This is a genomic window from Delftia sp. HK171 (assembly GCF_001886655.1).
Lineage (GTDB): Bacteria > Pseudomonadota > Gammaproteobacteria > Burkholderiales > Burkholderiaceae_C > Comamonas > Comamonas acidovorans.
In genome coordinates, this window is sequence record NZ_CP018101.1 from 5,644,132 (window position 1) to 5,668,260 (window position 24,129).

25 protein-coding genes are annotated in these 24,129 nt (G+C 65.8%); 9 read left to right on the forward strand and 16 right to left on the reverse strand.

Features of this window, described 5'->3' with window-relative positions; genetic code table 11:
• The first annotated feature begins 5 nt into the window (after nucleotides 1-5).
• Complete coding sequence (locus tag BO996_RS25230; RefSeq protein WP_071956677.1) at nucleotides 6-512, forward strand: TM2 domain-containing protein; 507 nt, start codon at nucleotides 6-8, stop codon at nucleotides 510-512.
• 89 nt (nucleotides 513-601) lie between these two features.
• On the opposite strand, the gene BO996_RS25235 is transcribed toward BO996_RS25230, so the two are convergent.
• The 7 genes from BO996_RS25235 to BO996_RS25265 form a co-directional block, all read right to left on the reverse strand.
• A complete protein-coding gene (locus tag BO996_RS25235; RefSeq protein ID WP_012207146.1) occupies nucleotides 602-1,612 on the reverse strand; it encodes an inorganic phosphate transporter in 1,011 nt (336 codons plus the stop codon).
• 22 nt (nucleotides 1,613-1,634) lie between these two features.
• Complete coding sequence (locus BO996_RS25240) at nucleotides 1,635-2,282, reverse strand: DUF47 domain-containing protein (RefSeq protein WP_013800926.1); 648 nt, start codon at nucleotides 2,280-2,282, stop codon at nucleotides 1,635-1,637.
• Between the two features lie 142 nt (nucleotides 2,283-2,424).
• The gene (locus BO996_RS25245; protein ID WP_012207148.1) at nucleotides 2,425-2,787 is read right to left on the reverse strand and encodes a DMT family protein; all 363 of its coding nucleotides are present in this window, start codon (nucleotides 2,785-2,787) and stop codon (nucleotides 2,425-2,427) included.
• A 252-nt stretch (nucleotides 2,788-3,039) separates the two neighbouring features.
• The gene (locus tag BO996_RS25250; RefSeq protein WP_096913852.1) at nucleotides 3,040-3,786 is read right to left on the reverse strand and encodes an ABC transporter ATP-binding protein; all 747 of its coding nucleotides are present in this window, start codon (nucleotides 3,784-3,786) and stop codon (nucleotides 3,040-3,042) included.
• Nucleotides 3,787-3,789: 3 nt separating this feature from the next.
• Nucleotides 3,790-4,587, reverse strand: a complete 798-nt coding sequence (locus BO996_RS25255) for an ABC transporter ATP-binding protein (RefSeq protein ID WP_071957212.1) — start codon at nucleotides 4,585-4,587, stop codon at nucleotides 3,790-3,792.
• A gap of 17 nt (nucleotides 4,588-4,604) precedes the next feature.
• Complete coding sequence (locus BO996_RS25260) at nucleotides 4,605-5,684, reverse strand: ABC transporter permease subunit (RefSeq protein ID WP_013800924.1); 1,080 nt, start codon at nucleotides 5,682-5,684, stop codon at nucleotides 4,605-4,607.
• Between the two features lie 10 nt (nucleotides 5,685-5,694).
• On the reverse strand, nucleotides 5,695-6,624 hold the full coding sequence (locus BO996_RS25265) for a branched-chain amino acid ABC transporter permease (protein ID WP_012207152.1): 930 nt from the start codon (nucleotides 6,622-6,624) through the stop codon (nucleotides 5,695-5,697).
• A gap of 305 nt (nucleotides 6,625-6,929) precedes the next feature.
• On the opposite strand from BO996_RS25265, the gene BO996_RS25270 reads away from it, so the two are divergent.
• Nucleotides 6,930-7,277 (forward strand): GFA family protein, encoded by a 348-nt coding sequence (locus BO996_RS25270; RefSeq protein WP_013800923.1) that lies wholly within the window; start codon nucleotides 6,930-6,932, stop codon nucleotides 7,275-7,277.
• On the opposite strand, the gene BO996_RS25275 is transcribed toward BO996_RS25270, so the two are convergent.
• Nucleotides 7,256-7,891: a 2-hydroxychromene-2-carboxylate isomerase gene (locus BO996_RS25275; protein ID WP_071956678.1), complete on the reverse strand. Its 636-nt coding sequence runs from the start codon at nucleotides 7,889-7,891 to the stop codon at nucleotides 7,256-7,258. The two genes, BO996_RS25270 and BO996_RS25275, sit on opposite strands and share 22 nt — an antisense overlap.
• 80 nt (nucleotides 7,892-7,971) lie before the next feature.
• Nucleotides 7,972-8,700 carry an SDR family oxidoreductase gene (locus tag BO996_RS25280; RefSeq protein ID WP_013800921.1) on the reverse strand — a complete coding sequence of 243 codons (729 nt, stop codon included), beginning with the start codon at nucleotides 8,698-8,700 and terminating at the stop codon, nucleotides 7,972-7,974.
• A gap of 90 nt (nucleotides 8,701-8,790) precedes the next feature.
• Here BO996_RS25280 and BO996_RS25285 point away from each other — a divergent pair, with 90 nt between their 5' ends.
• A complete protein-coding gene (locus BO996_RS25285) occupies nucleotides 8,791-9,240 on the forward strand; it encodes a winged helix-turn-helix transcriptional regulator (protein WP_043825062.1) in 450 nt (149 codons plus the stop codon).
• A 32-nt stretch (nucleotides 9,241-9,272) separates the two neighbouring features.
• Here BO996_RS25285 and BO996_RS25290 read toward each other — a convergent pair whose 3' ends face one another.
• Nucleotides 9,273-10,577: a replication-associated recombination protein A gene (locus tag BO996_RS25290; protein WP_012207157.1), complete on the reverse strand. Its 1,305-nt coding sequence runs from the start codon at nucleotides 10,575-10,577 to the stop codon at nucleotides 9,273-9,275.
• A gap of 442 nt (nucleotides 10,578-11,019) precedes the next feature.
• Here BO996_RS25290 and brnQ point away from each other — a divergent pair, with 442 nt between their 5' ends.
• Nucleotides 11,020-12,333, forward strand: a complete 1,314-nt coding sequence (gene brnQ, locus BO996_RS25295; RefSeq protein WP_013800919.1) for a branched-chain amino acid transport system II carrier protein — start codon at nucleotides 11,020-11,022, stop codon at nucleotides 12,331-12,333.
• Here the strand turns inward: brnQ and BO996_RS25300 are convergent.
• From BO996_RS25300 to BO996_RS25310, 3 genes are all read right to left on the reverse strand, one after another.
• Entirely contained in the window at nucleotides 12,320-13,846 is a 1,527-nt protein-coding gene (locus BO996_RS25300) for a methyl-accepting chemotaxis protein (protein ID WP_071956679.1), read from the reverse strand. The genes brnQ and BO996_RS25300 overlap by 14 nt on opposite strands.
• A 168-nt stretch (nucleotides 13,847-14,014) precedes the next feature.
• Complete coding sequence (gene lolA / locus BO996_RS25305; RefSeq protein WP_013800917.1) at nucleotides 14,015-14,650, reverse strand: outer membrane lipoprotein chaperone LolA; 636 nt, start codon at nucleotides 14,648-14,650, stop codon at nucleotides 14,015-14,017.
• A 29-nt stretch (nucleotides 14,651-14,679) separates the two neighbouring features.
• Entirely contained in the window at nucleotides 14,680-17,043 is a 2,364-nt protein-coding gene (locus BO996_RS25310; protein ID WP_012207161.1) for a DNA translocase FtsK, read from the reverse strand.
• A 261-nt stretch (nucleotides 17,044-17,304) separates the two neighbouring features.
• On the opposite strand from BO996_RS25310, the gene trxB reads away from it, so the two are divergent.
• The 3 genes from trxB to rpmG all read left to right on the forward strand — a co-directional run bounded on the left by trxB (nucleotide 17,305) and on the right by rpmG (nucleotide 18,957).
• Nucleotides 17,305-18,258 carry a thioredoxin-disulfide reductase gene (gene trxB / locus BO996_RS25315; protein ID WP_034396780.1) on the forward strand — a complete coding sequence of 318 codons (954 nt, stop codon included), beginning with the start codon at nucleotides 17,305-17,307 and terminating at the stop codon, nucleotides 18,256-18,258.
• 274 nt (nucleotides 18,259-18,532) lie between these two features.
• Nucleotides 18,533-18,766 carry a 50S ribosomal protein L28 gene (gene rpmB, locus BO996_RS25320; protein ID WP_012207163.1) on the forward strand — a complete coding sequence of 78 codons (234 nt, stop codon included), beginning with the start codon at nucleotides 18,533-18,535 and terminating at the stop codon, nucleotides 18,764-18,766.
• A gap of 20 nt (nucleotides 18,767-18,786) precedes the next feature.
• On the forward strand, nucleotides 18,787-18,957 hold the full coding sequence (gene rpmG / locus BO996_RS25325) for a 50S ribosomal protein L33 (protein ID WP_012207164.1): 171 nt from the start codon (nucleotides 18,787-18,789) through the stop codon (nucleotides 18,955-18,957).
• Between the two features lie 98 nt (nucleotides 18,958-19,055).
• On the opposite strand, the gene BO996_RS25330 is transcribed toward rpmG, so the two are convergent.
• A complete protein-coding gene (locus BO996_RS25330) occupies nucleotides 19,056-20,540 on the reverse strand; it encodes an aminotransferase-like domain-containing protein (protein WP_071956680.1) in 1,485 nt (494 codons plus the stop codon).
• Between the two features lie 212 nt (nucleotides 20,541-20,752).
• Between BO996_RS25330 and BO996_RS25335 the strand changes: the two genes are divergently transcribed.
• Nucleotides 20,753-21,121 (forward strand): hypothetical protein, encoded by a 369-nt coding sequence (locus BO996_RS25335; protein ID WP_034396784.1) that lies wholly within the window; start codon nucleotides 20,753-20,755, stop codon nucleotides 21,119-21,121.
• On the opposite strand, the gene BO996_RS25340 is transcribed toward BO996_RS25335, so the two are convergent.
• Together BO996_RS25340 and BO996_RS25345 are read right to left on the reverse strand one after the other, a co-directional pair.
• On the reverse strand, nucleotides 21,096-22,319 hold the full coding sequence (locus BO996_RS25340) for a DesA family fatty acid desaturase (protein ID WP_071956681.1): 1,224 nt from the start codon (nucleotides 22,317-22,319) through the stop codon (nucleotides 21,096-21,098). The genes BO996_RS25335 and BO996_RS25340 overlap by 26 nt on opposite strands.
• Nucleotides 22,320-22,434: 115 nt before the next feature.
• Nucleotides 22,435-23,763 (reverse strand): RsmB/NOP family class I SAM-dependent RNA methyltransferase, encoded by a 1,329-nt coding sequence (locus BO996_RS25345; RefSeq protein WP_043825048.1) that lies wholly within the window; start codon nucleotides 23,761-23,763, stop codon nucleotides 22,435-22,437.
• A gap of 92 nt (nucleotides 23,764-23,855) precedes the next feature.
• Here BO996_RS25345 and BO996_RS25350 point away from each other — a divergent pair, with 92 nt between their 5' ends.
• A complete protein-coding gene (locus tag BO996_RS25350; protein WP_071956682.1) occupies nucleotides 23,856-24,128 on the forward strand; it encodes a DUF1653 domain-containing protein in 273 nt (90 codons plus the stop codon).
• The last annotated feature ends 1 nt before the right edge of the window (nucleotide 24,129 follow it).

The following is a 24,129-nucleotide window of genomic DNA, read 5'->3' on the forward strand; positions in this document are numbered from 1 at the left end:
GGTGCATGAACCGACCCAGCACGCCTTTGCCTCAGCCCGCTCAAGCACAGCAGGGGGCTGCGCGCTCCAAAAGCAAGACCCTGACGACCTGGCTGGCCTTTGTCGGCGGGCCGCTGGGGCTGCACCGCTTCTATCTGCATGGCTTCGGCGACTGGCTGGGCTGGCTGCTGCCCGTGCCCACGGCGCTGGGCGTGTACGGCATCGAGCGCGTCCAGCAACTGGGGCAGGACGACCAGCTCAGCTGGCTGCTGATTCCTCTGCTGGGCTTCACCATCGCCGGCTGCGCGCTGCGCGCCATCCTCTACGGGCTGACCGACACCGAAGCCTGGAACCGGCGCCACAACCCCGGCGTTGACGTGCAGGCGCAGGCCGGGCGCACGGGCTGGTCCACCATCTTTGCCATTGCGCTGTCCCTGATGCTGGGCGCCGCCGTGCTCATGGCCAGCATTGCCTACAGCTTCCAGCACTACTTCGAGCACCAGGTGGAGGAAGCGCGCAAGATTTCGCAGTGAAGTTTTCGCTGTGGTGCGCCAGCGCGTACCTCCACCCAAAAAGAAAGACCGCCATTGGCGGTCTTTCTTTTTGGGGCAGTTGTCGCAGCTCAGTACAGCTGGAGACTGATCCAGTAGGCAATGGAAGCCACGAAGGCGCTGGCAGGGATCGTCAGCACCCAGGCCCAGACGATGTTGCCCGCCACGCCCCAGCGCACGGCGCTGGCACGCTGGGTGGAGCCCACGCCGACGATGGCACCCGTGATGGTGTGCGTGGTCGAGACCGGCACGCCCAGGAAGGTCGCGAAGAACAGCGTCAGCGCGCCACCGCTTTCGGCGCAAAAGCCTCCCACGGGCTTGAGCTTGGTGATCTTCTGACCCATGGTCTTGACGATGCGCCATCCGCCGAACATGGTGCCCAGGCCGATGGCCAGGTAGCAGCTGACGATGGTCCACAGCGGCGGCTCCGCGTCGCCGGCATTGGCATAGCCGGTGGCGATCAGCAGCAGCCAGATGATGCCGATGGTCTTTTGCGCATCATTGCCGCCGTGGCCCAGGCTGTAGGCGCCGGCGGAGACCAGCTGCAGCCGGCGGAACCAGCGGTCCACCCGGTTGGGAGCAGCGCGGCGGCAGATCCAGGCCACCAGCACCATCATCAGCGAGCCCAGCAGGTAGCCCAGCAGCGGCGAGACGAAGATGAAGGCCACGGTCTTCCAGATGCCACTGGCGATCAGTGCGCCCGCGCCAGCCTTGGCGATCACGGCGCCCACGATGCCGCCGATCAGCGCATGCGAGGAGCTGCTGGGGATGCCGTAGTGCCAGGTGATCACGTTCCAGGCAATGGCGCCGACCAGGGCGCCGAATACCACGTGTGTGTCCACGATGCCGGGCTGGACGATCCCCTTGCCCACGGTGGCCGCCACGCTGAGGTGGAAGACAAAGACCGCCACCACGTTGAAGAAGGCCGCGAAGGCCACGGCCTGCGTGGGCTTGAGCACGCCCGTGGAGACCACGGTGGCGATCGAGTTGGCAGCATCGTGGAAGCCGTTCATGAAGTCGAACAGCAAGGCCAGCACCACCAGCAGGATCACGACCCACAGGGCCGCTTGTACGGATTCCATAACGAAACGACTCCGCGAGGGCTCAGGAATTCTCGAGGACGATGCCCTCGATCAGGTTGGCCACGTCCTCGCAGCGGTCGGTCACCGTCTCCAGCAGTTCGTAGATGGCCTTGAGCTTGATGACTTCGCGCACATCGGGCTCTTCGCGGAACAGCTTGCTCATGGCCGAGCGCATCACGCGGTCGGCGTCCGATTCGAGGCGGTCGATTTCCTCGCAGGTCTTCATCGCCGCGTCCACCACCGATGGATCGGAGATGCGCGACAGCAGCTTGACCGCATCGCGCAGCCGCTCGCAGCAGCGCACGCACAGGTCGGTCAGGCGCGTGATCTCATCCGTCATGTGGCGCACGTCGTACAGCGCCATGGTCTCGGCCGAGTCCTGGATCAGGTCGGCCACGTCGTCCATGGTGTTGATCAGCGAGTGGATCTGCTCGCGGTCCAGCGGCGTGATGAAGGTCTTGTGCAGCGCCTTGGTGACGTCATGCGTCACGCGGTCGGCGGCACGCTCGGCGTTGTTCACGTCCTCGTTGTATTTCTCGCGAAGATGAGGATCGTTGTAGTTGGCGACAAGCTGCGAGAAGGCATGCGCGGCATCGACGATGCGGTCGGCATGCTGGTTGAACATCTCGAAGAAATTGCCTTCGCGTGGCAATAGTTTGCCAAAAAGCATGAATGCTCCTTACCGGGAAAAGTGGGAACCAGGCGACTCACTGCGTCACATTGCGGATGCTTGGCATGGCTTCCCGGCTTGAACGGGGCGAAGTGTACTCTTGAGTCCCAAGCGCGTTTTTGCGCGCCGGCGCGCCGCCTTGTCAGCCACTGCGAAAAATAAAATACACCGCGCCCACCATGCACAGGCCGGCCCAGAGGAAGTCCCATTTGAGGGGCTGGTTCAGGTAGAGCACGGCAAAAGGCGCGAACACCGACAGCGTGATCACCTCCTGGATGATCTTGAGCTGCGCCACGCTGAACTGCGTGTGGCCTATGCGGTTGGCAGGCACCTGCAGCAGGTACTCGAACAGCGCAATGCCCCAGCTGACAAGGGCTGCCACGTACCAGGGCGACGAGGCGTGGTTCTTCAGGTGCCCATACCAGGCAAACGTCATGAAGACATTGCTCATGGCCAGCAGGACCACGGTCTGCAGCCCGACGGGGATGTGTTGGAGCCAGTTCATGTGAGGTGCGCCCGGGTGCTGGAAGGCCTGAATTATCGCGCCCGCAGCGCCAGAAGCCGGTTTTTCGATTGCTTTCCAAAAATTGCTTTTTTGCGCGAATTTTCTTGAAAAACCTGCTTCATCGCACAGATACGCAACATCCCGCATCAATAGGCATTCGATGAATCTTCATCAAATCGTCATATTTTTGCCATATCCCGTCGATGGCACGGGACATTCCAGCAACCTGTGCGCAGGCGGCTGCCCCGGAGTTCACTCGCCCAGGTAGGCGGCCCGCACGCGCGGATCGCTGAGCAGGGTCTGGCCGGGCCCGGTCATGGTGATCAGGCCGGACTCCATCACATAGCCGCGATCGGCCAGCGCCAGCGCACGACTGGCGTTCTGCTCGACCAGCACCAGCGTCACGCCCAGCGCATGCACATCGCGCACCACCTCGAAGATCTTGTCCACCATGATGGGCGACAGGCCCATGGAGGGCTCGTCCAGCAGCAGCACCTTGGGCTGGCTCATCAGCGCGCGCGCCATGGCCAGCATCTGCTGCTCGCCACCCGACATGGTGCCGGCCAGCTGGTCGCGGCGCTCCTTCAGGCGCGGGAAGATGCCGAACATGCGCTCGATGTCGGCGGCAATGCCGGCCTTGTCGTTGCGCGTGTAGGCGCCCATGAGCAGGTTCTCGGTGATGGTCATGCGCGCGAATACGCCGCGCCCCTCCGGCACCATGACCAGGCCCTGGGCCACCAGATCCCAGGCGCCCACGTTGCGGATGCTGCGGCCCAGGTAGTGCACGTCGCCATCCGCCATCTGCAGGCTGCGCGTGACGGCCTTCATGGTCGTGGTCTTGCCCGCCCCGTTGGAGCCGATCAGCGAGACCAGCTCGCCCTGGCGGACCTCGAAATCCACGCCCTTGACGGCCTGTATGCCCCCATAGGCCACCTTCAGTCCATGGACCTTCAACAGCACCGGCGCGGACACGCCCTTGTCTTGCACTTGCTCACCCATGGTTCAGTGTCCTCCGGTGCCCAGATAGGCTTCGATCACCTTGTCGTTCTTCTGCACCTCGGCCGGCGTGCCTTCGGCGATGGGCTTGCCATAGTCCAGCACGGTGACGCGATCGCACAGGCCCATGACCAGCTTCACGTCGTGCTCGATCAGCAAGATGGTGCGCTGGTCCCGGCGGATGCGGTCGATCAGCTCGCGCAGCTGCACCTTCTCGGTGGCGTTCATGCCGGCGGCAGGCTCGTCCAGCGCGATCAGTTGCGGGTCGGTGGCCAGCGCCCGCGCGATCTCCAGGCGGCGCTGATCGCCGTAGCTCAGCGTGCGGGCCTTGAAGTCGGCGTATTTGGAAATACCCACGTAGTCCAGCAGTTCGCGGGCCCGCGCGCGGATCGCGGCTTCCTCGGCCTTGAAGCCTGGCGTGCGGAACACCGCGCCGATCAGGCCCGAATGCGTGCGCACATGGCGCCCGACCATCACGTTCTCCAGCGCCGTCATCTCGGCAAACAGCCGGATGTTCTGGAAGGTGCGCGCAATGCCGGCCTTGGCCACCTTGTGCACGGCCGAGGGCTCGTAGGCCTTGCCGGCCAGCTCGAAGCTGCCGCTGTCGGGCGTGTACAGGCCCGTGATCACGTTGAAGAAAGTGGTCTTGCCCGCGCCGTTGGGACCGATCAGGCCGTAGACCTGGCCACGGCCAATGGTCATGCCCACATCGGACAGGGCCTGCAGTCCGCCAAAGCGCTTGGAAATGCCCGAAACCCTGAGCACCGGGGAGGTGGTGGAGCCGTTGTCTGCCGTGTTCGCCATCTGCGTTGTCTCCATGCTCAGGACTGGTGCGGCAGGTTCTTGCCATGCTCGGGCGACGGCCACAGGCCGCGCGGACGCATCAGCATGATGACGATCATGGCCAGCGCGATCAGCAACTGGCGCAGGATGGAGGCGTCAAGCCGCCCGTCGGTCATCTGCTGCAGAGGCCCGGCCACATAGCGCAGCACCTCGGGCAGGGCCGACAGCAGCACCGCCCCCAGGATCACGCCCGGCAGATGGCCCAGGCCGCCCAGCACCACCATGGCCACGATCATGATGGACTCCATGAGGCTGAACGACTCGGGCGAGACGAAGCCCTGGAAGGCCGCGAACATGGCGCCCGAGACACCACCGAAGGAAGCGCCCATGCCGAAGGCCAGCAGCTTCATGTTGCGCGTGTTGATGCCCATGGCCTTGGCGGCGATCTCGTCCTCGCGGATGGCCATCCAGGCGCGGCCGATGCGCGAGTCCTGCAGGCGCCAGCAGATCACGATGCTGACGAGCACCAGGAAGAGGAACAGGTAGTAGTACAGCGTGACCGAGCTGATGTCGTAGCCGAAGATCTCCTGGCGCTTGGCCAGGTCCAGGCCCAGAATCTTCACCGAGTCGATCTGGCCTATGCCCTTGGGGCCGTTGGTGATGTTGACCGGCTGGTCCAGGTTGTTCATGAAGATGCGGATGATCTCGCCGAAGCCCAGCGTGACGATGGCCAGGTAGTCCCCGCGCAGCTTGAGCACCGGGATGCCCAGCAGTATTCCCGTGATGCCCGCCAGCAGCGCCGCCAGCGGTATCACCAGCCAGATGGAGGTATGCAGCCCGTCAGGGAACATGGCGGCAAAGCCCTCGAAGGTCTCCGCCAGATGCGGCGAGGCCATCAGCGCGAACATGTAGGCGCCCACGGCGTAGAACGCCACGTAGCCCAGGTCCAGCAGGCCTGCATAGCCCACCACCACGTTCAGGCCCAGTGCCAGCAGCACATAGAGCAGGGCCAGGTCGGCGATGCGCACCCAGGCATTGCCGAAGTACTGCAGCACCAGCGGCAGCACCATCAGCGCCAGGCCGCCCAGAATCCATTGCACGGTCTTCTTGCTGTTCATGCGGGTCTCCTCAGGCGCGGTCGGCCACACGCTCACCCAGCAGGCCCGAGGGGCGCAGCGTCAGGATGATGATGAGCACGATGAAGGCGAAGATATCGGTGTAGTGGCTGCCCAATACGCCGCCCGTGAGGTCGCCGATGTAGCCCGAGCCTATGGACTCGATCAGCCCCAGCAGCATGGCGCCGACCACGGCGCCGGCCAGGTTGCCGATGCCGCCGAACACGGCCGCCGTGAAGGCCTTGAGCCCCGGCAGAAAGCCCATGGTGTGGTGGGCCGTGCCGTAGTTGGAGGCGTACATGATGCCCGCGATGGCCGCCAGCACGGCGCCGATGATGAAGGTGGCCGAGATCACCACGTCGGGCTTGACGCCCATCAAGGCCGCCACGCGCGGATTCTCGGCCGTGGCCCGCATGGCGCGCCCGAGCTTGGTGTAGTTGACCAGATAGGTCAGCGATGCCAGCGCGATCGCCGTGACCACCAGCACCAGGATCTGGGTGGGCGTGATCACCGCCGTGCCGATCTCGAAGGGCGTGCTCGGCAGCAGCGTGGGATAGGCCTTGTAGTTGGGCTTCCAGATGATCATGGCCAGCGTCTGCAGCAGCAGCGAGACGCCGATGGCCGTGATCAGCGGCGCCAGGCGCGGGCTGCTGCGCAGGCGGCGGTAGGCCACTTTCTCGATCACGAAATTCAGTGCCGCGGCCACCACGCAGGCGATCACGGTCGCCAGCAGCAGGATCAACCAGCCCGGCGCACCGGGCATGGCCTCCTGCATCAGGCCTATGCAGCTCCAGCTGGTCAGCGCGCCGACCATGAGCACCTCGCCATGGGCGAAGTTGATGAGCTGGATGATGCCGTACACCATGGTGTAGCCCAGGGCGATCAGGGCGTACATGCTGCCCAGGACCAATCCGTTGATGACCTGCTGAAGCAGTATGTCCATATGCGCTCTCCCCTTTAGTCCAGGATGGAGACATTCAGCGTGCCTCGCATCCAAACGAACGGAGCCAGCAATGCCATGGTGGTGGAAGCTCTCCCGCCGCATCCTGGCTTGTGGCCCGGAAACCGCAGGGGATTGGCGATTCTAGGCACCCCCCGGTGGCCTGCAACGCCTTGTTGCAGGGGGGTTTCCCGAGGCTTTACAAGCCACGTGCTCTTATGTAGCACTGCAGCAATTTGCCGTAGCCAGCATGAACTCCTACCATCAACGGCAGTGCCGCCAGCCCGAGGTGGCCACGGAGAACCCCGATGAAATACCACGGCAGCTGCCACTGCGGCGGCATCGCTTTCGATGTGGAAGGCGAACTCACCCAGGCCATGGCCTGCAACTGCTCCATCTGCGCGCGCAAGGGCGCCCTCATGTGGTTCGTTCCCAGGGAACAGCTGCAGCTGCAGACGCCCGATGAACAGATGCGGACCTACACCTTCAACCGGCACCTGATCCAGCACCGCTTCTGCCCGACCTGCGGCATCCATCCGTTCGGCGAGGCCATCGATCCCCAGGGCCGGCACATGGCGGCCGTCAACGTGCGCTGCCTGGAAGGCGTGGACCCCGAGGCGCTGCGCATCACGCGCTACGACGGGCGATCGGCCTGAGGCTGGCTGCAGGCCCGCAGCGCTTGTTCCTCCACATCGCGCAGGCGGTCCTTGCCGAAGTAGATCTCGTCGCCAACAAAAAAGGTGGGCGATCCGAAAGCGCCACGGTGGAAGGCCTGCTCGGTATTTGCCAGCAGCCGGGCCTTGACGTCGGGCGTCTGGCTTGCGGCGATCAGGGCTGGGGCGTCCAGGCCCGCCCCGGACAGCTCGGTGCCGATCACCTGGGCATCGTCCATCTTGCAGCCCTTCTCCCACATGCTGGAGAACACCGCATCCACATAACGCTCGAAGCAGCCCAGGCCCTGCGCCGCCACGGCCCCGCGCATGATCTGCAGGGTGTTGACGGGAAAGTGCGGATTCATCCGGAAGCGCGTGAGCCCATGCCTTTGCACGAAACGCTGCAGTTCCAGCGCCTCATAGGCGCGCTTGTTGGGAATATCGGCATTCGCCTCGGCCGGTGAGCGGTTGTTGGCCAGCTTGAACAGGCCGCCCAGCAGGACCGGCACATAGTCGAAGCGGATGCCGCTGCGCGCCTCGATTGCGGGGATGACCTGGTGGCAGAGATAGGCGTTGGGGCTGCCGAAGTCGAAGAGGAATTGCACGTTGGGTTTCATGGCACGGCCTGCATCAAATGGGATGGAACATCGAAGCGAAGGGGCTGAAGCGGCTGAAGGGACGCAAATGGCTGAAGGGCCTACCAGGACTCCATCCAGGGGCGGATTTCGGTTTCATGCGTCCAGGCATCGCGCGGCTGCTGGTGCAGTTGCCAGTAGAGGTCGGCGATGTGGTCGGGATTGAGGATGCCGTCCTGCTGCTTGAGGGCATAGCGTTCGGGAAAGTTGCTCCGGATGAACTCCGTGTCGATGGCGCCGTCGATCACGGGGTGGGCCACATGGATGCCCTTGGGCCAGAGCTCGCGCGCCATGCTCTGGGCCAGCGCACGCAGGCCGTGCTTGGCGCCGGCAAACGCAGCAAAGCCCTCGCGCCCGCGCAGGCTGGCGGTGGCGCCCGTGAAGATGATGGTGCCCCGGCCGCGCGGCAGCATCACCCTGGCCGCCTCCCGCCCCATCAGGAAGCCAGCGAAGCAGGCCATCTCCCAGACCTTGAAGTAGACGCGCGCCGTGGTCTCGGTGATGCCGAAGCGCACGTTGGCGCCGATGTTGAAGACGGCGACCTCGATGGGTGCGATCTCGGCCTCGATCTTCTGCACCAGAGCCACCATTTCCTCTTCCTTGCGCGCGTCGCTGCCGAAACCATGGGCCTGGCCACCGGCGGCGCGGATCTGTTCGACCAGGGGCTGGAGCTTGTCCGCGTCGCGGCGCGTGACGCAGGCGATATAGCCTTCGCGCGCAAAACGCCGGGCGATGGCGCCGCCCGTGGCGTCGCCAGCGCCGATCACGAGAATGGCTTTCTTGTCGGTCATGGGATCTCCGTGGATGATTGGTCAGTTCATTTTTTGAACTCAATGCACGGTAGGTTTAAAATCAGAACCCGTCAAGCGGGGAACTGCCCAATGAAATGGAACGAACTGGAAGAGGAGCGCTGCTCCATCGCACGCACGGTCTCGGTCATCGGCGACCGCTGGACACTGCTGGTGTTGCGCGACTGCTTTCTGGGCGTACGCCGTTTTGATGAATTCCTGGGGCGCCTGGGCATTTCACGCCCCATGCTGTCGGACAGGCTGGCCAGGCTGGTCGAGGCAGGCGTGCTCAAGAAGGTGGCCTACCAGGAGGCGCCGGTACGGCACGAGTACCGCCTCACGCCCAAGGGGCTGGACCTGCATCCCGTGGTCATGGCCATCGTGCACTGGGGCGATGTACACATGTCCGGCGAGGAAGGCCGGCCCTTGCTGCACCGGCATACGGTGTGCGGCCACACGTTCGACCCCCTGGTCGTCTGCTCGGAGTGCCACGCCCCCCTGCACGCGCGGGACGTGGCGGTGGAGCCCGGCCCGGGCGCCTAGCCCCGGCACCGGCCTGCCCTCACCGGCTTCGGCTATGCGCCGCCTGCCTCTTCGTCCCACTTGCGCAGCACGGCCAGCTTCTCGCCGATCTTGATCTCCAGGCCCCGGGGCACGGGCTGGTACCAGCCCGGCTCCGCAATGCCTTCGGGCAGATAGGTCTCGCCGGCCGCGTAGGCGTTGGGCTCGTCGTGCGCGTAGCGGTATTCATGGCCGTAGCCCAGTTCCTTCATGAGCTTGGTGGGCGCGTTGCGCAGGTGCACGGGCACCTCGCGGCTTCTGTCCTGCTTCACGAAGGCCCGGGCCTTGTTGTAGGCGTTGTAGCCGGCGTTGCTCTTGGCGGCCATGGCCAGGTAGATGACGGCCTGGCCCAGCGCCAGCTCGCCTTCGGGGCTGCCCAGGCGCTCATAGGTCAGGGCTGCGTCGTTGGCGATCTGCATGGCACGCGGATCGGCCAGGCCGATATCCTCCCAGGCCATGCGCACGATGCGCCGCGACAGGTAGCGCGCATCGGCGCCGCCATCGAGCATGCGCGTGAGCCAGTAGAGCGCCGCATCGGGATGGGAGCCGCGCACGGACTTGTGCAGGGCCGAGATCTGGTCGTAGAAGTTGTCGCCGCCCTTGTCGAAGCGCCTGGCATTCAAGGTCAGCGCGTTCTGCACGAACTCGGCATCGATCCGCGTGACGCCCGCAGCGCCGGCCGCCGTCTGGCATTGCTCCAGCAGGTTCAGGAACCGCCGGGCATCGCCATCGGCATAGCCGACGATGGTGTCCCGCGCCAGGTCGTCGAACTCCAGCCCGCCCAGGGCCTTTTCCTGCGCCCGCAGCAGCAGTTGCCTGAGTTCATCGTCGGTCAGGGATTGCAGCACATAGACCTGCGCGCGCGACAGCAGGGCCGAATTCACCTCGAAGGACGGGTTCTCCGTGGTGGCGCCGATGAAGGTGACCAGCCCGCTTTCCGCATAGGGCAGCAGCGCATCCTGCTGGGACTTGTTGAAGCGGTGGATCTCGTCCACGAAGAGGATGGTGTGCCGGCCCATGGCCAGGTTCTGCTGCGCCTGCTCCATGGCCGCGCGGATGTCCTTGACCCCGGAGAACACCGCAGACAGCGCAATGAACTCGCACTTGAAGGCCGTGGCCGTGAGCCGGGCCAGCGTGGTCTTGCCCACGCCGGGCGGCCCCCAGAAGATCATGGAATGCGGCTTGCCTGACTGGAAGGCCAGGCGCAGCGGCTTGCCCTCGCCCAGCAGATGGGACTGGCCCACGACCTCGTCCAGGGTCTTGGGCCGCAGGGCTTCGGCCAGTGGTGCGGAGGGCTCCTGGGTGAACAGATCAGCCATGGGCCAGCTCCGTCGCAGGCAGCGCCGCGCAGAAGGCGTTCGGCAGCCCATGTGCCGGATTCGCTGCCGAGGGGAACAGATGCAGTTGCAAAACCATGACGCCATTGTCCACGCCATGGCGGCAGCGGGTGCGCCAGCCCCTGATGCCTGTACCTGGCTGCGGGGGATGAAGCCATGGATCGCCAGCCAGGATCCTGGCCATCGCCTGCAGGCATGTCACTCACATGACATGAATGGTTTGCATGCATCTCATCAAGAGCAATCACTGACATTTTTCACCCGCTTCGGGCCGCCGCCCTAAAATGCTGCCCTTTGCGGAGCCGGCCGCGCGGCATGCGCGGCCATCGGGCCTGCGCCATTGCTGCCCCATCGCTCCGCGCCTCCCACCGTTTCCGGAACTGCCTGCCATGCGGCAAGGCGGGACCTTTTCATTTCTGCATCCATGCAAACACTCAAGACCCGGGACCTTATCGCCCTAGGCTTCATGACCTTTGCGCTGTTCCTCGGCGCGGGCAACATCATCTTTCCGCCCATGGTCGGCCAGGGCGCCGGCGAGCACGCGGCCGCGGCGGCCACGGGCTTTCTGCTCACGGGCGTGGGCCTGCCGTTGCTCACCGTGGTGGCGCTGGCGCGCGTGGGCGGTGGGCTCGATGCACTGACCTCGCCCGTGGGCCGCAAGGCCGGCATGGTGCTGGGCCTGCTGATCTATCTCATCCTCGGCCCGCTGTTTGCCACGCCGCGCACGGCCACCGTGTCGTTCGAGATGGGCTTTGCGCCCTTCGTGGGCCACAGCAGCACTGCGCTGTTCATCTACTCGGCGGTGTACTTTGTGCTGGTCATGGGCCTGTCCCTGTTCCCCGGCAAGCTGATCGACACCATCGGCAAGCTGATCACGCCCGTGCTGATCCTGGCCCTGGTGGTGCTGGGTGCCGCCGCCGTGCTGCTGCCGGCCGGTGCCGCCACCAGCGCCAGCGGCGACTACCTGGTCGCGCCCCTGACCGAAGGGTTTCTGGAGGGCTACCAGACCATGGACGCGCTGGGCGCCCTGGCCTTCGGCATCGTCATCGTCAACGCCATCCGGGACCGGGGCATCTCCCACACCGGGCTGCAGACGCGCTACGCCATCATCGCGGGCGTGATCGCGGCCGTGGGCCTGGGCCTGGTGTATCTGTCGCTGATCCATCTGGGCGCCACCAGCCAGTCCATCGCCCCGCAGGCGCAGACCGGCGTGCTCATCCTCACGCGCTATGTGGATCACACCTTCGGCCCCATCGGCAGCCTGCTGCTGGCCGTGGTGATTTCCCTGGCCTGCCTGACCACGGCCGTGGGCCTGGTCAGCGCCTGTGGCGCCTACTTCAGCGAGATGCTGCGCCTGCCCTACCGCGCGGTGGTGGTGGCCATTGGGCTGGCGTGCATCCTGGTGTCCAACCAGGGCCTGGCCCAGCTGATTGCCCTGTCCGGCCCCGTGCTGGTGGGCATTTATCCGCTGGCCATCGCCCTGGTGGTGTTGAGCCTGCTGTCAGGCCTGTGGCGCAATGCGCAGCGCGTGTTCGCGCCGGTGCTGGCCGTGGCGCTGGTGTTCGGTCTTGTCGATGCCGCCAAGGCGGCCGGCTGGCAGGACTGGCTGCCGGCCTTCCTGAACAGCCTGCCGGGCAACGGCATGGGCTGGGCCCTGCCCGTGGCAGCCACCCTGGTGCTGGCGGCGCTCCACGACCGGCTGCGCCCGGCCCCGGCCACCGCGTTCAGGCCGTCCTGAAACGCGCCATGAGTTCGACCAGCTGATGGGCCTGCTTGCGCAGGCTCTCGGCGGCCGAACTGGTCTGCTCCACCAGCGCGGCGTTCTGCTGGGTCCCCTCCTCGATGCGGACGATGGCGCTGTTGACGTGGCTCACGCCAGCGCTCTGTTCGCCGCTGGAATGGCTGATGGCGCCGATCATGTGCGAGACCTTGGCAATCACCTCCTGCACCGAGGCCATGGTCGCACCTGCGCTGTCCACCTCCTCGGCCCCCAGGGCCACGCGCTGGGCGTTGGCCTGGATCAGGTCACGGATTTCCCGCGCCGCGCCCGAGCTGCGCTGGGCCAGCGTGCGGACCTCGGCGGCGACCACGGCAAAGCCCCGGCCCTGTTCTCCGGCCCGCGCGGCCTCCACGGCCGCATTGAGCGCAAGAATATTGGTCTGGAACGCGATGCCGTCGATCACCTCGATGATGCTGACCACGCGCTCGGACGCATCCTGGATGCTGCGCATGGTGCCCACGACGGCCGAGATGGCATCGCCACCGCGCGTGGCGATGTCGCTGGCGGACGAAGCCAGCAGGTTGGCCTTCTCTGCGTGATCGGCATTGCCGCGCACGGTGGAGTCGAGCTGGTCCATGGACGAAGCCGTCATCTGCAGGGCCGATGCCTGCTGCTCGGTGCGCTGGGCCAGGTCGCTGTTGCCGGCCGCGATCTGCGAGCTGGCGGATGCCACCTGCTCCGCATTGCCGCGCACTTCCACGACGATGCTGCGCAGCTGCTCCTGCATGGCGCCCAGCGCCCGCAGCAGCTGGCCCAGTTCGTCGTGCCCGCCGCTCGCTATGGCATTGGTCAGATGGCCCTGGGCCACCTTCTCGGCCAGCTGGACCGCGCTGCGCAGCGGTGCCACCACGGCACGGGTGATGAGCCAACCAATGGCCACGCCGGCCACGGCCGCCACCAGCATCAGCACCAGGCTCAGCTCCGTGGCGTGCTTGCCGCTGCTGTAGGCATCGTCGGCCACCGCCTTGCTCTGCGCCGCAATGCCGGCCTTGAGCTGGGAAAGCAGCTCGGCCGGCTCGCGGTCCACGCCGCGCACGGCCATGTCGCCCACCGAGGGGTCGAAGCCCGTGGCCTCGAATTTGTCCAGCCCCACGCGGTAGCCCTCGGCCATCTTGCGGTGCTGTGCCACAAAGCCCTGGGCGATCTCGCGCAGGGAGGCATCGTCCACCAGGGCCAGCAAGGCCGCGGTCTTGTCCTGCACGGCGCGCTCATCGGCCAGAAAGCCCTTCCAGTGCTGCTCGCGCAGCGCGTTGTCCGAGCCGCGCAGCAGCACGTTCTTCCATTCCTGGACCTGGGTTTTGAAGTGGCCTTCCACCTCGGCGGCGAGGCGTTCCGCCGCCATGTGGCGCTGGACATCGCCGTGAAAGACGCCTAGGGATCGATGGGCCGACCAGAGTCCGAAGAATCCGGCAGCGAGGGTGAATAGCAGCGCCATGGCAATGGCGAGCGGCAACTTGCGACTGAGGTTCATAAAGGCATGCGAGAGCCGGCCAGCATGTCCTCGGAGGGACGTCGAAACAATCGCTGGCCGCAGGCCGCCATTGTCTCGACGATATTAGGCAAAACCATTACAAAACCTCACAAACTGCGCACTGCAGCTGTGACCGGCCTGAAGGGTTGCCCCGCGCGGCAGCGCGGCTTACTGCTTGAGCACGTCGGCGCCCGCTGGCACCTTGAACTCGAAAGTCGAGGCCGGCAAGGACGCCTGGGTCTGCAGCTGGCTGAAGCGGATCAGCGAACGCTGGCCAAAGCTGTCGAGGATGTCCAGCGCCGAAAGCTGGCCATCGGCCGCAAAGCCCACGCGCACGCTCTTGAGCTGGCCGTTCTTGTCCTTGGGGCTGGCCTGGACCCATTGCAGGCCATCCTGCTCGGGCGCGGATTGCAGATCGAAGTCGGCGCTCAACGCCTTGAGATCGTTGGCCGACGCCAGGATGGCGGCCGGCGTGCTGCCCAGGGCCTGGGCCTGGGGGCGCTGCGTGACCTGGTTGAGGTCGGCGTCATAGAGCCACAGTGTCTTGCCGTCGGCGACGATGGTCTGCTCGAACGGCTTGGTGTAGACGAACCTGAACTTGCCGGGACGCTGGAATTCGAACTGGCCGCTGGAGTTCTTGGTGCGCGGCGGCTGGCCATCCTTGGACGGGGCCGTGACGGCCTGGGTGAATTCGGCGCGGCCGGCCTGGGAATTCTTCATGAAGGCTTCCAGGCTCTTGAGGCCATCGGCCCACGAGGCCGTCGCGCTTGCCGCGATCACAACTGCAGTCAACAGACGTTTCATTCTTTCTCCATGATTGCGGGGAAGCGGGCTCATTCCCCGGCGCGCGCGGGCACCAGCACTTCGCGCTGCCCGCTGGCCGTGAGACCGCTGACGAGGCCCGCCTTTTCCATATCTTCCAGCAGGCGCGCCGAGCGGTTGTAACCAATCCTGAGCTTGCGCTGCACATACGAGATGCTGGCCTTGCGGTCCTTGAGGACCACTTCCACGGCCTGGTCATACATGGGGTCCTTCTCGCCGTTGCCGCCGTCGCCGGACTCCGAGCCGAACTCGCTGTCGCCCTCGGCCGTGCCGCCTTCGAGCACGCCTTCGATGTAGTCTGCCTCGCCCTGCTCCTTGAGGTAGCCCACCACGCGGTGCACTTCCTCGTCCGACACGAAGGCGCCGTGCACGCGCACGGGCAGGCCCGTGCCGCTGGCCATGTAGAGCATGTCGCCCATGCCCAGCAAGGATTCGGCGCCCATCTGGTCAAGCACGGTGCGGCTGTCGATCTTGCTGCTGACCTGGAAGGCGATGCGCGTGGGGATGTTGGCCTTGATCAGGCCGGTGATCACGTCCACGCTGGGACGCTGGGTGGCCAGGATCAGGTGGATGCCCGCCGCGCGGGCCTTCTGGGCCAGGCGCGCGATCAGCTCCTCGATCTTCTTGCCGACCACCATCATCAGGTCGGCCAGCTCGTCGATGACGATGACGATGTGCGGCAGGCGCTGCAGCGGCTCGGGCTCCTCGGGCGTGAGGCTGAAGGGGTTGGGAATGGATTCCTCGCGCGCCTTGGCCTCGTCGATCTTGGCGTTGTAGCCCGCCAGATTGCGCACGCCCAGCTTGCTCATGAGCTTGTAGCGGCGCTCCATCTCGGCCACGCACCAGTTCAGGCCATTGGCGGCCTGCTTCATGTCGGTGACCACGGGGCACAGCAGGTGAGGAATGCCTTCGTAGACCGACATTTCCAGCATCTTGGGGTCGATCATCAGCAGGCGCACATCGCGGGCCTCGGCCTTGTACAGCAGCGACAGGATCATGGCGTTGATCCCCACCGACTTGCCTGAACCCGTGGTGCCGGCAACCAGCACGTGCGGCATCTTGGCCAGATCGGCCACGACCGGATTGCCCACGATGTCCTTGCCCAGGCCCATGGTCAGCATGCTCTTGGCGTCGTGGTAGACCTGCGAGCCCAGCACCTCGGACAGGCGGATGGACTGGCGCTTGGCATTGGGCAGCTCCAGCGCCATGAAATTCTTGCCGGGAATCGTCTCGATCACGCGGATGGACACCAGGGACAGCGAGCGCGCCAGATCCTTGGCCAGGTTCACGATCTGCGAGCCCTTGACGCCCGTGGCCGGCTCGATCTCGTAGCGCGTGATCACGGGGCCGGGCATGGCGGCGACCACATGCACATCGACACCAAAGTCCTTGAGGCGCTTTTCGATCAGCCGGCTGGTCATCTCCAGCGTTTCGGGCGAGACGCTTTCCTGGCGCTGCTGCGCCGCATCGAGCAGATCCACCTGGGGCAGCTTGCTGTCGGGCAGTTCGGAGAACAGGGGCTTCTGGCGCTCCTTGACCACGCGCACGCTGGGTAGCGCAGCCTCCTGGAGCACGGGTTCGATGATCTGCACGGGCTGCGGGTGCTGCACGGCGCTTTCCGTGCGCTCTTCCTGCACCACTTCCTCGCGCTCGCGCGCAGCGCGGCGGCCTGCGGCTTCGTCCCGGGCCTTTTCACGGCGCGCAAAAAGAAAGAGCACCCAGCCGTCCAGGCGTGCGCCCATGGATTCGGCCAGATGACCCCAGGAAAAGCGGAACACCATGGCCAGGCCGATCACGGCCACGCAGATGCCGATCAGGCCCGAGCCCATGAAGCCCAGCCACTGCAGGCTGTGGTACCCCAGCATGTAGCCGAAGACGCCGCCGGCCGGGCCGGGCAGCACGCTCTCGAAGCGGTACAGGCGCGTCCACTCCAGTGCGCAGCTCGCACCCAGCAGCAGCAGCAGCCCGCCCCAAAAGCGCAGGCGCCGGCGCCACAGGGGCGGCAGTGGCACACCGTCGCGCGGCACGCCGCCGCGCAGCCAGCGCGCAAAGGAAGACAGCCAGGTCTGCAGCGAGGCCAGCACCAGCCACCAGACCGACATGCCGAAACCGAAATAGCAGGCGTCGGCCAGCCAGGCTCCGACGCGGCCCATCCAGTTGGCGACCAGGCGCGCGTGTCCCGCCCCGGAGGTGGACCACGCTGGATCCTGGGGCGAGTAGCTGAGCATGGAGGCAAGCCAGAACACCAGGGCCAGCAGCCCCGCCAGCAGCAGCATTTCGTGGCCGAAGCGCGCCACCATGCCGGGGCGCGCCGCAGACCTGGATTTGCCCTTGGCGGATGTGGAAGCGTTCAGAGCGTTCAATGAGTAAGTCATACGCAGGCGGGAGCTTACCCCAGCCCCCTCGGACTGGCCGCAAAAACAGCCAGGGCGACCCGCAAGCGTAATGCAAGCACTTGCAACAGAGCATGACACCGCCGCATGACGGCGCCACGTCGATCATTTTTGACAATCCGGGCCATTGATCCATATGGCAACGGGAACCTGACTGCGGAGCGATACTCCACAGCTGTTCCCGATGTATCTTTTTTTCTGCACGCCGACTGCCGGCGTGCGCCTTTTTCAAGAACTGCATCCATGTCTTCTACCCAACACGCCAAAGTCCTGATCCTCGGCTCCGGCCCTGCCGGCTACACGGCCGCCATCTATGCCGCGCGCGCCAACCTCAACCCGCTGCTGGTGACCGGCATGGCCCAGGGCGGCCAGCTGATGACGACGACCGAGGTGGACAACTGGCCTGCAGACGTGAACGGCGTGCAGGGCCCCGAGCTGATGCAGCGTTTTCTGGAGCACGCAGAGCGCTTCAAGACCCAGGTGGTGTTCGACCACATCCACAGCGTCGATTTCTCCAAGCGCCCCTTCACGCTGACCGGCGACTCCGGCACCTATACCTGCGACAGCCTGATCATCGCCACCGGCGCCTCAGCCAAGTACCTGGGCCTGCCCTCCGAAGAGGCCTTCATGGGCCGCGGCGTCTCCGGCTGCGCCACCTGCGACGGTTTCTTCTACCGTGAGCAGCCCGTGTGCGTGGTCGGCGGCGGCAACACGGCCGTCGAGGAAGCCCTGTACCTGTCCAACATCGCCAGCAAGGTCACCCTGGTGCACCGCCGCGACAAGTTCAAGGCCGAGCCCATCCTCGTGGACAAGCTCATGGACAAGGTCCGGGCCGGCAAGATCGAGCTCAAGACCCACTTCGTGCTCGAAGAGGTGCTGGGCGACCAGTCCGGCGTGACCGGCATCCGCATCAAGAGCACCCAGGACGGCCACGCCGAGGACATCCAGCTGCAGGGCTGCTTCATCGCCATCGGCCATGCGCCCAATACCGAGATCTTCAAGGGCCACCTGGAGATGGACGAGACCGGCTACATCATCACCCAGGGCGGCCTCAAGGGCTTTGCCACGCAGACCAGCGTGCCCGGCGTGTTCGCGGCTGGCGACGTGCAGGACCATGTCTACCGCCAGGCCATCACCAGCGCCGGCACGGGCTGCATGGCCGCGTTGGACGCCCAGCGCTTCCTCGAACAGGAATAAGCAGGACGCAACCCGCAATCCTGCCCGCCCTGCTCTCCCGCAGGGCGGCAAAAGCCCCTGGCTGCAGCCGTGTTTGGCTGGCCCAGGGGCTTTTCTCATGGAGACGCTATAATCCGTGGCTTTGCTGAATTTGAAGCGCGCCTTGCTTGCATGGCCAGGACACTTTCAGCATGGGGTTACCGCCACCCTTTATGGCGAGGTGAGGTTGCCGGCAAGCCATGCAGCAAATGCAGGGCATCAGCGTCGGCGGCTGTACAACTATCGGAGTGTCCTCATGGCACGCGTATGTGAAGTAACGGGCAAGAAGCCCATGGTGGGAAACAACGTTTCCCACGCCAACAACAAGACCAAGCGTCGTTTCCTGCCCAACCTGCAATACCGCCGTTTCTGGGTTGAGAGCGAAAACCGTTGGGTGCGCCTGCGCGTTTCCAGCGCTGCTCTGCGCCTGATCGACAAGAACGGTATCGACTCCGTGCTCGCAGACCTGCGTGCCCGTGGCCAAGCCTAAATCCCTCAAGGAGAAACACCATGGCTGCTAAAGGCGGACGCGAAAAGATCAAGCTGGAATCCACTGCAGGAACCGGCCACTTCTACACCACGACCAAGAACAAGAAGACAATGCCCGAGAAGATGGCGATCATGAAGTTTGATCCCAAGGCTCGCAAGCACGTCACGTACAAGGAAATCAAGCTGAAGTAATTCAGCCTGTTCCCGGTACCGACAAAAAACCGCCCGGCGCAAGCCCGGCGGTTTTTTTGCGTCCGCTTTGTGTTGGCTTTGCGTCCGTTTTTCGTCTGTCACCCACTGCGCGCCGGCTGACCCAGCTGCGCACAGGCCATGGCACCCAGCTCGCGGCAGGCCTGCTCGATCACGGCATCCACCGGCAGGGTGCAGCCCAGGCGCATGCAGTGCTCGTAGCGCCCCGAGTTCGAGAACATGCTGCCCGGCGCCGTGCGGATGCCGCGCGCCAGCGCCTGCGTGAACAGCGCGGACGTGGACACGCCAGCCGGAAACTCCAGCCACAGGCTGAGTCCGCCGGGCGGCAGGCTCAGCCGCGTGCCCAGCGGGAAAAACCGCGCCACCAGCTGCGCCATGCCTTCACGCTGGCGCCGCAACTGCTGCTTGAGGCGCTGCAGATTGCGCAGATGCGCGGGCGAGCCCACGCAGGCGGCCGCCAGCAACTGGGCCAGGGTCTGGGTGCCGCGGCTGCGCGCGAACTTGAGCATCTGCACCCGCCCATGCCACTGGCCAGCGTTCATCCAGCCCTGGCGCAGGCCCGGCGCCATGCTCTTGTTGAAGGCCTCGCAATAGATGACATGGCCCGGCAGGCGATCCCAGGCCTTGATGGGGCGCACGGGCTGGCTGCTTTCCACGAACAGTCCATAGGAGTCGTCCTCGATCAATGCCACGCCGTGGGCGCCGCACAGATCGACCAGCCTGGCCTTGTGCTCATCGGGAATGCGCGTACCCAGCGGCATCTGCAGCTCGGGCACGACCACCACGGCCTTCAGGCGCGGCTGGGTCTGCAGGGCCAGCTCCAGCGCCTCGATGGACAGGCCGGTGCGCGGGCTGCAGGGAATCTCCAGCGCCTGCATCTGCAAGGACTCCACCACCTGCAGCAGGCCGTAGTAGGTCGGCGACTCCACGGCCACCAAGTCGCCGGGCGAGGCCACGGCGGCCAGCGCCAGGCTCACGGCCTCGGAATTGCCCGTGGTCGCCAGCACATCGGCCGGTGCCACATGGATGCCCGCCGCCAGCGCGCGCCGCGCCATGGCGCGCTGGAAATCGGGGTGGCTGCCCATCATGGAGCGCCCCAGCACCAACAGGTCGGGCTGCTCGCGCAGCAGCCGGGCGGCGGTCTGGTTCAGGTAGCCGCGATCGAACAGTTCGGGCGGTGGCGTGGCACCGCCCAGGTCCACGCGCACGTCGGCCTGGCGGCCGCGCTCCAGCATCAGGGAAATGTGTTCATTGATGCCTGCGAAGTGCGGCTGCGGCAGCGGTTGCACCGGCTGGCTCAGGTCGGGCTCGCTGGCCGGGGCCAGGCCTGCAGGCCGGGCATCGCGCACGAAGTAGCCCACGCGCGGGCGGGCTTCGAGCTGGCCCAGGTCCTCCAGATGCCGCAGCGTCTGCAGCGCCGTGGACAGGCTGACCTCATGGCGGCGCATCAGCTCGCGCACGGAAGGCATGCGCTCGCCCGCCTTGAGCGTGCCCAGTTCCATCGCCAGGCTGTAGTCGGCCGCCAGGCGGCGGTACAGGGTCGGAGAGGCGCTAGCAAGGGTCATGGAACAGGTCGACAACGAATCGGGGACGAGAGGACTTGCCCGCGATCTTGCCGCAAGGCGCTGTTACGCAACAGATACAGATCCATCGACCACAAAGCAGAACAGATCCACCGCCATCTGCACTGCTGCGATGCAACAAGCCGCGGGCTGTGCCTGTGCCGATGAAGGCCGCCTGCCTACGCTTGAGGGCCTGGAATCACAGGACACAGACCATGCACAACGCCGACACCCGCTCCTTCGAACTGCGCCATCTTGCCCCCGGCAACGATCTTCACCTGCATGTGCTGGAGGGCAGTGAACTGTTCTGCCGCCACGGCCCGCTGGAAATCACCGCCCCGCAACAGGCCTGGGCGGATGGGGTGCCCGCGCCGGCCCTCAGGCTGCAGCCGGGCCAGGGCTGGCGCGCGGGCGCCGATCTGCAGATACGGGTCCGCTCCTTGTCCCAGGCCATGGCAAGCCTGGAACTGCGGCAGAGCCCCACAGCAAAAAGCCGCATCGCCTCCGAAGAGGGGATGCGGCCCCGGGCATGGTCAGTTGCCGGCTGGCTTCGCGGCCTCAGGCGTGGGCAGCGCGCAGCTTGACGGAAAACTCCTTGAGCGCGGCAATGCCGCTGGCCTCGGCGCGATGGCACCAGGCCTGCAGATGGGCCGTCAGTTGCTCGCGCGACAGCGAGGTGTTCAGCCACAGCTGGCGCAGCTCCTCGCGCATGACCAGCATCTGGTCGAGCACGGGGTGGGCTGCGCGCGCCTGGGCCAGTTGCCCCTGCGCCTGGGCGGGCACCTTGTCGGCATCGCGGTGCAGCCAGCGGCGCGCCGTCTTGAGCTGGGACAGGTCGGCCTGCCGGGCCTTGCGTTGCTTGAGCGCATCGAGCTCGATCTGCACGGCGGCGCGCACGCCGCGCGCATAGCGGGCCATGACCTCGTAGCGGTTGGCGATCACGGCCTCCAGCGTCTTTTCGTCGGCCACGGGCTTGACGGCGCCCATGACCAGCCGCGGCGCCGTCTTCTTGACCTTGGCCCAGCCCAGCTTCTGCATGGCGCTGATGTAGACCCAGCCCACGTCGAACTCATAGCGCTTGACCGAGAACTTCGCCGAGGTCGGGTAGGTATGGTGGTTGTTGTGCAGTTCCTCGCCGCCAATGATCAGGCCCCAGGGCACGAGGTTGGTGCTGGCATCCTGGGCCTCGAAGTTGCGGTAGCCCCAGAAATGGCCCAGGCCGTTGACCACGCCGGCAGCCCAGAACGGAATCCAGGCCATCTGCACGGCCCAGATCGTCAATCCGATGGCGCCGAACAGCAGCACATTGATGATCAGCATCAGCGAAGGGCCCCAGATCGAATGCCGGCTGTAGAGATGGCGCTCGATCCAGTCGTCGGGCGTGCCGTGGCCGAACTTCCTGAGTGTCTCGGCGTTCGCCGCCTCTTCACGGTACAGCTCCGCACCCTGGCGCATCACGGTGTCCAGGCCACGTGTCTGCGGGCTGTGGGGGTCGTCCTCGGTTTCGCACTTGGCGTGGTGCTTGCGGTGGATGGCCACCCACTCCCTGGTGACCATGCCCGTGCCCAGCCACAACCAGAAACGGAAGAAGTGCGAAGGAACCGGCCCCAGGTCCAGCGAGCGGTGGGCCTGGCAGCGGTGCAGGAAGATGGTGACGCCCGCAATGGTGATGTGGGTGGTGACCAGGGCGTACAGCAGCAGCTGCCACCACGACAGCTGCCACAGGCCATGGGCCATCCAATCCACGGCGAGGTTCCAAACCGATCCGAAATCCAGCGACATAACCGAAGCCTTTGGCAAGGCGGCGCCCAGTGGCACCGATGCCTCAATTTTAGGCGATGCGCCTACAAAGGCATTCGACAATCTCCTGCGATTTACAGCTTATTGCGTCTGCAAGTTACGGCTTCCGGGTCCAAACGGCGGCGAAAAAGCCATCCGTCTCATGGCGCTGCGGCCACAGGCGCAGGTACTGCGTGCCGGTCTCGCCGCCGCTGCACAGCGCATCGCCCTGCTCCACCTTGAGCTGGGCCAGCAGTTCGCCGGCATCCATGGCCACGAAGTCAGAGTGCTCCGCTGCAAAGGCTTCGGCGATGGCTTCGTTTTCCTGCGGCAGGACCGAACAGGTGGCATAGACCAAGCGCCCACCCGGCTTGACCAGGCGCGCTGCACTGGCCAGGATGGCCGCCTGCTTTTGCGTGAGCTCCTCGATGGCCTTGGCCGACTGGCGCCACTTGAGGTCGGGATTGCGACGCAGCGTGCCCAGGCCCGAGCAGGGCGCATCGACCAGCACGCGGTCGATCTTGCCGGCCAGGCGCTTGACGCGGTCGTCGCGCTCATGGGCGATGGCCGCAGGGTGCACGTTCGACAGGCCCGAGCGCGCCAGGCGCGGCTTCAGGGCTTCGAGCCGGTGGCCGGACACATCGAAGGCGTACAGGCGCCCCGTACTGCGCATGGACGCGCCAATGGCCAGGGTCTTGCCGCCTGCGCCGGCGCAGAAATCGACCACCATTTCGCCGCGCTTGGCGTCCAGCATCAGCGCCAGCAGCTGGGAGCCTTCATCCTGCACCTCGATGGCGCCGCGCGTGAAGGCGTCCAGCCGGGCCAGCGCAGGCTTGCCCTGCACGCGCAGGCCCCAGGGCGAGTACGGCGTGGCTTCGGCGGCGATGCCGGCATCGGCCAGTTCCTTTTGCACATCGGCACGCTTGGCGTTCAGCGCATTGACGCGCAGATCCAGCGGTGCGGCCTGCTCCATGCTCTGGGCAAAGGCCCAGAAATCTTCGCCCAGCTGCTGCTTGAGCGGCGCGACCAGCCACTCGGGCAGGTTGTGGCGGTGCGGCTCCATCAGCTCATCGGGGCGCACGGCATCGCAGGCGTCCAGCCATTGCAGTTCCTGGGGGGACAGCGCTGCGCGCGCAAAGCCGAGCGCCTCCTTGACGCCCTGCTCGGACTTGCCGGCCACGCGGGCCAGGGCTTCCTGGCTATGGGCAAAGCCCAGGATGGCCAGCCTGCGCTCGCGCGAGCCGCTGCCAGAACGCGCCAGGCTCTCAAAAAGCAGCTTCTTGCGCAGCACGGTGTAGGCGGTTTCGGCCAGCGCGGCACGCTCGCGCGGGCCCAGGTTGCGGTTTTCACGGAAAAAGCGTGACACCACGGCGTCGGCCGGGTGTTCGAAAGTCAGGGTGCGCTTGACCAGTTCGGCGCAGGCGTCGAGAAGCTGTTTGGGATGCATGGGCGCAATTGTCCCACTGCCTTGCAAATCCGAGAGGGCCACAGGTCGGAACCCGAAGCAACGCCGGGCTGGCGCAGCTACCATGGCGCCCCATGACCGACGACGACCTGCCACCTCTGATCTCCACGCCCCCGGGCCTGTACCGCCACTACAAGGGCGCCCCCTACGAAGTGCTTGCCACCGTGCGCCACAGTGAGACGCGCGAGTCCATGACGCTGTATCGCGCGCTCTACGGCGAGCGAGGCCTGTGGGTGCGGCCTGCCGCCATGTTCAATGAAACCGTGGTCATCGACGGCGTGGAGCAGCCCCGCTTTGCACGCTGTCCCGAGCCGGAGCAGCAGGCCTTTCAGAGCGAGGGCCTGTGAG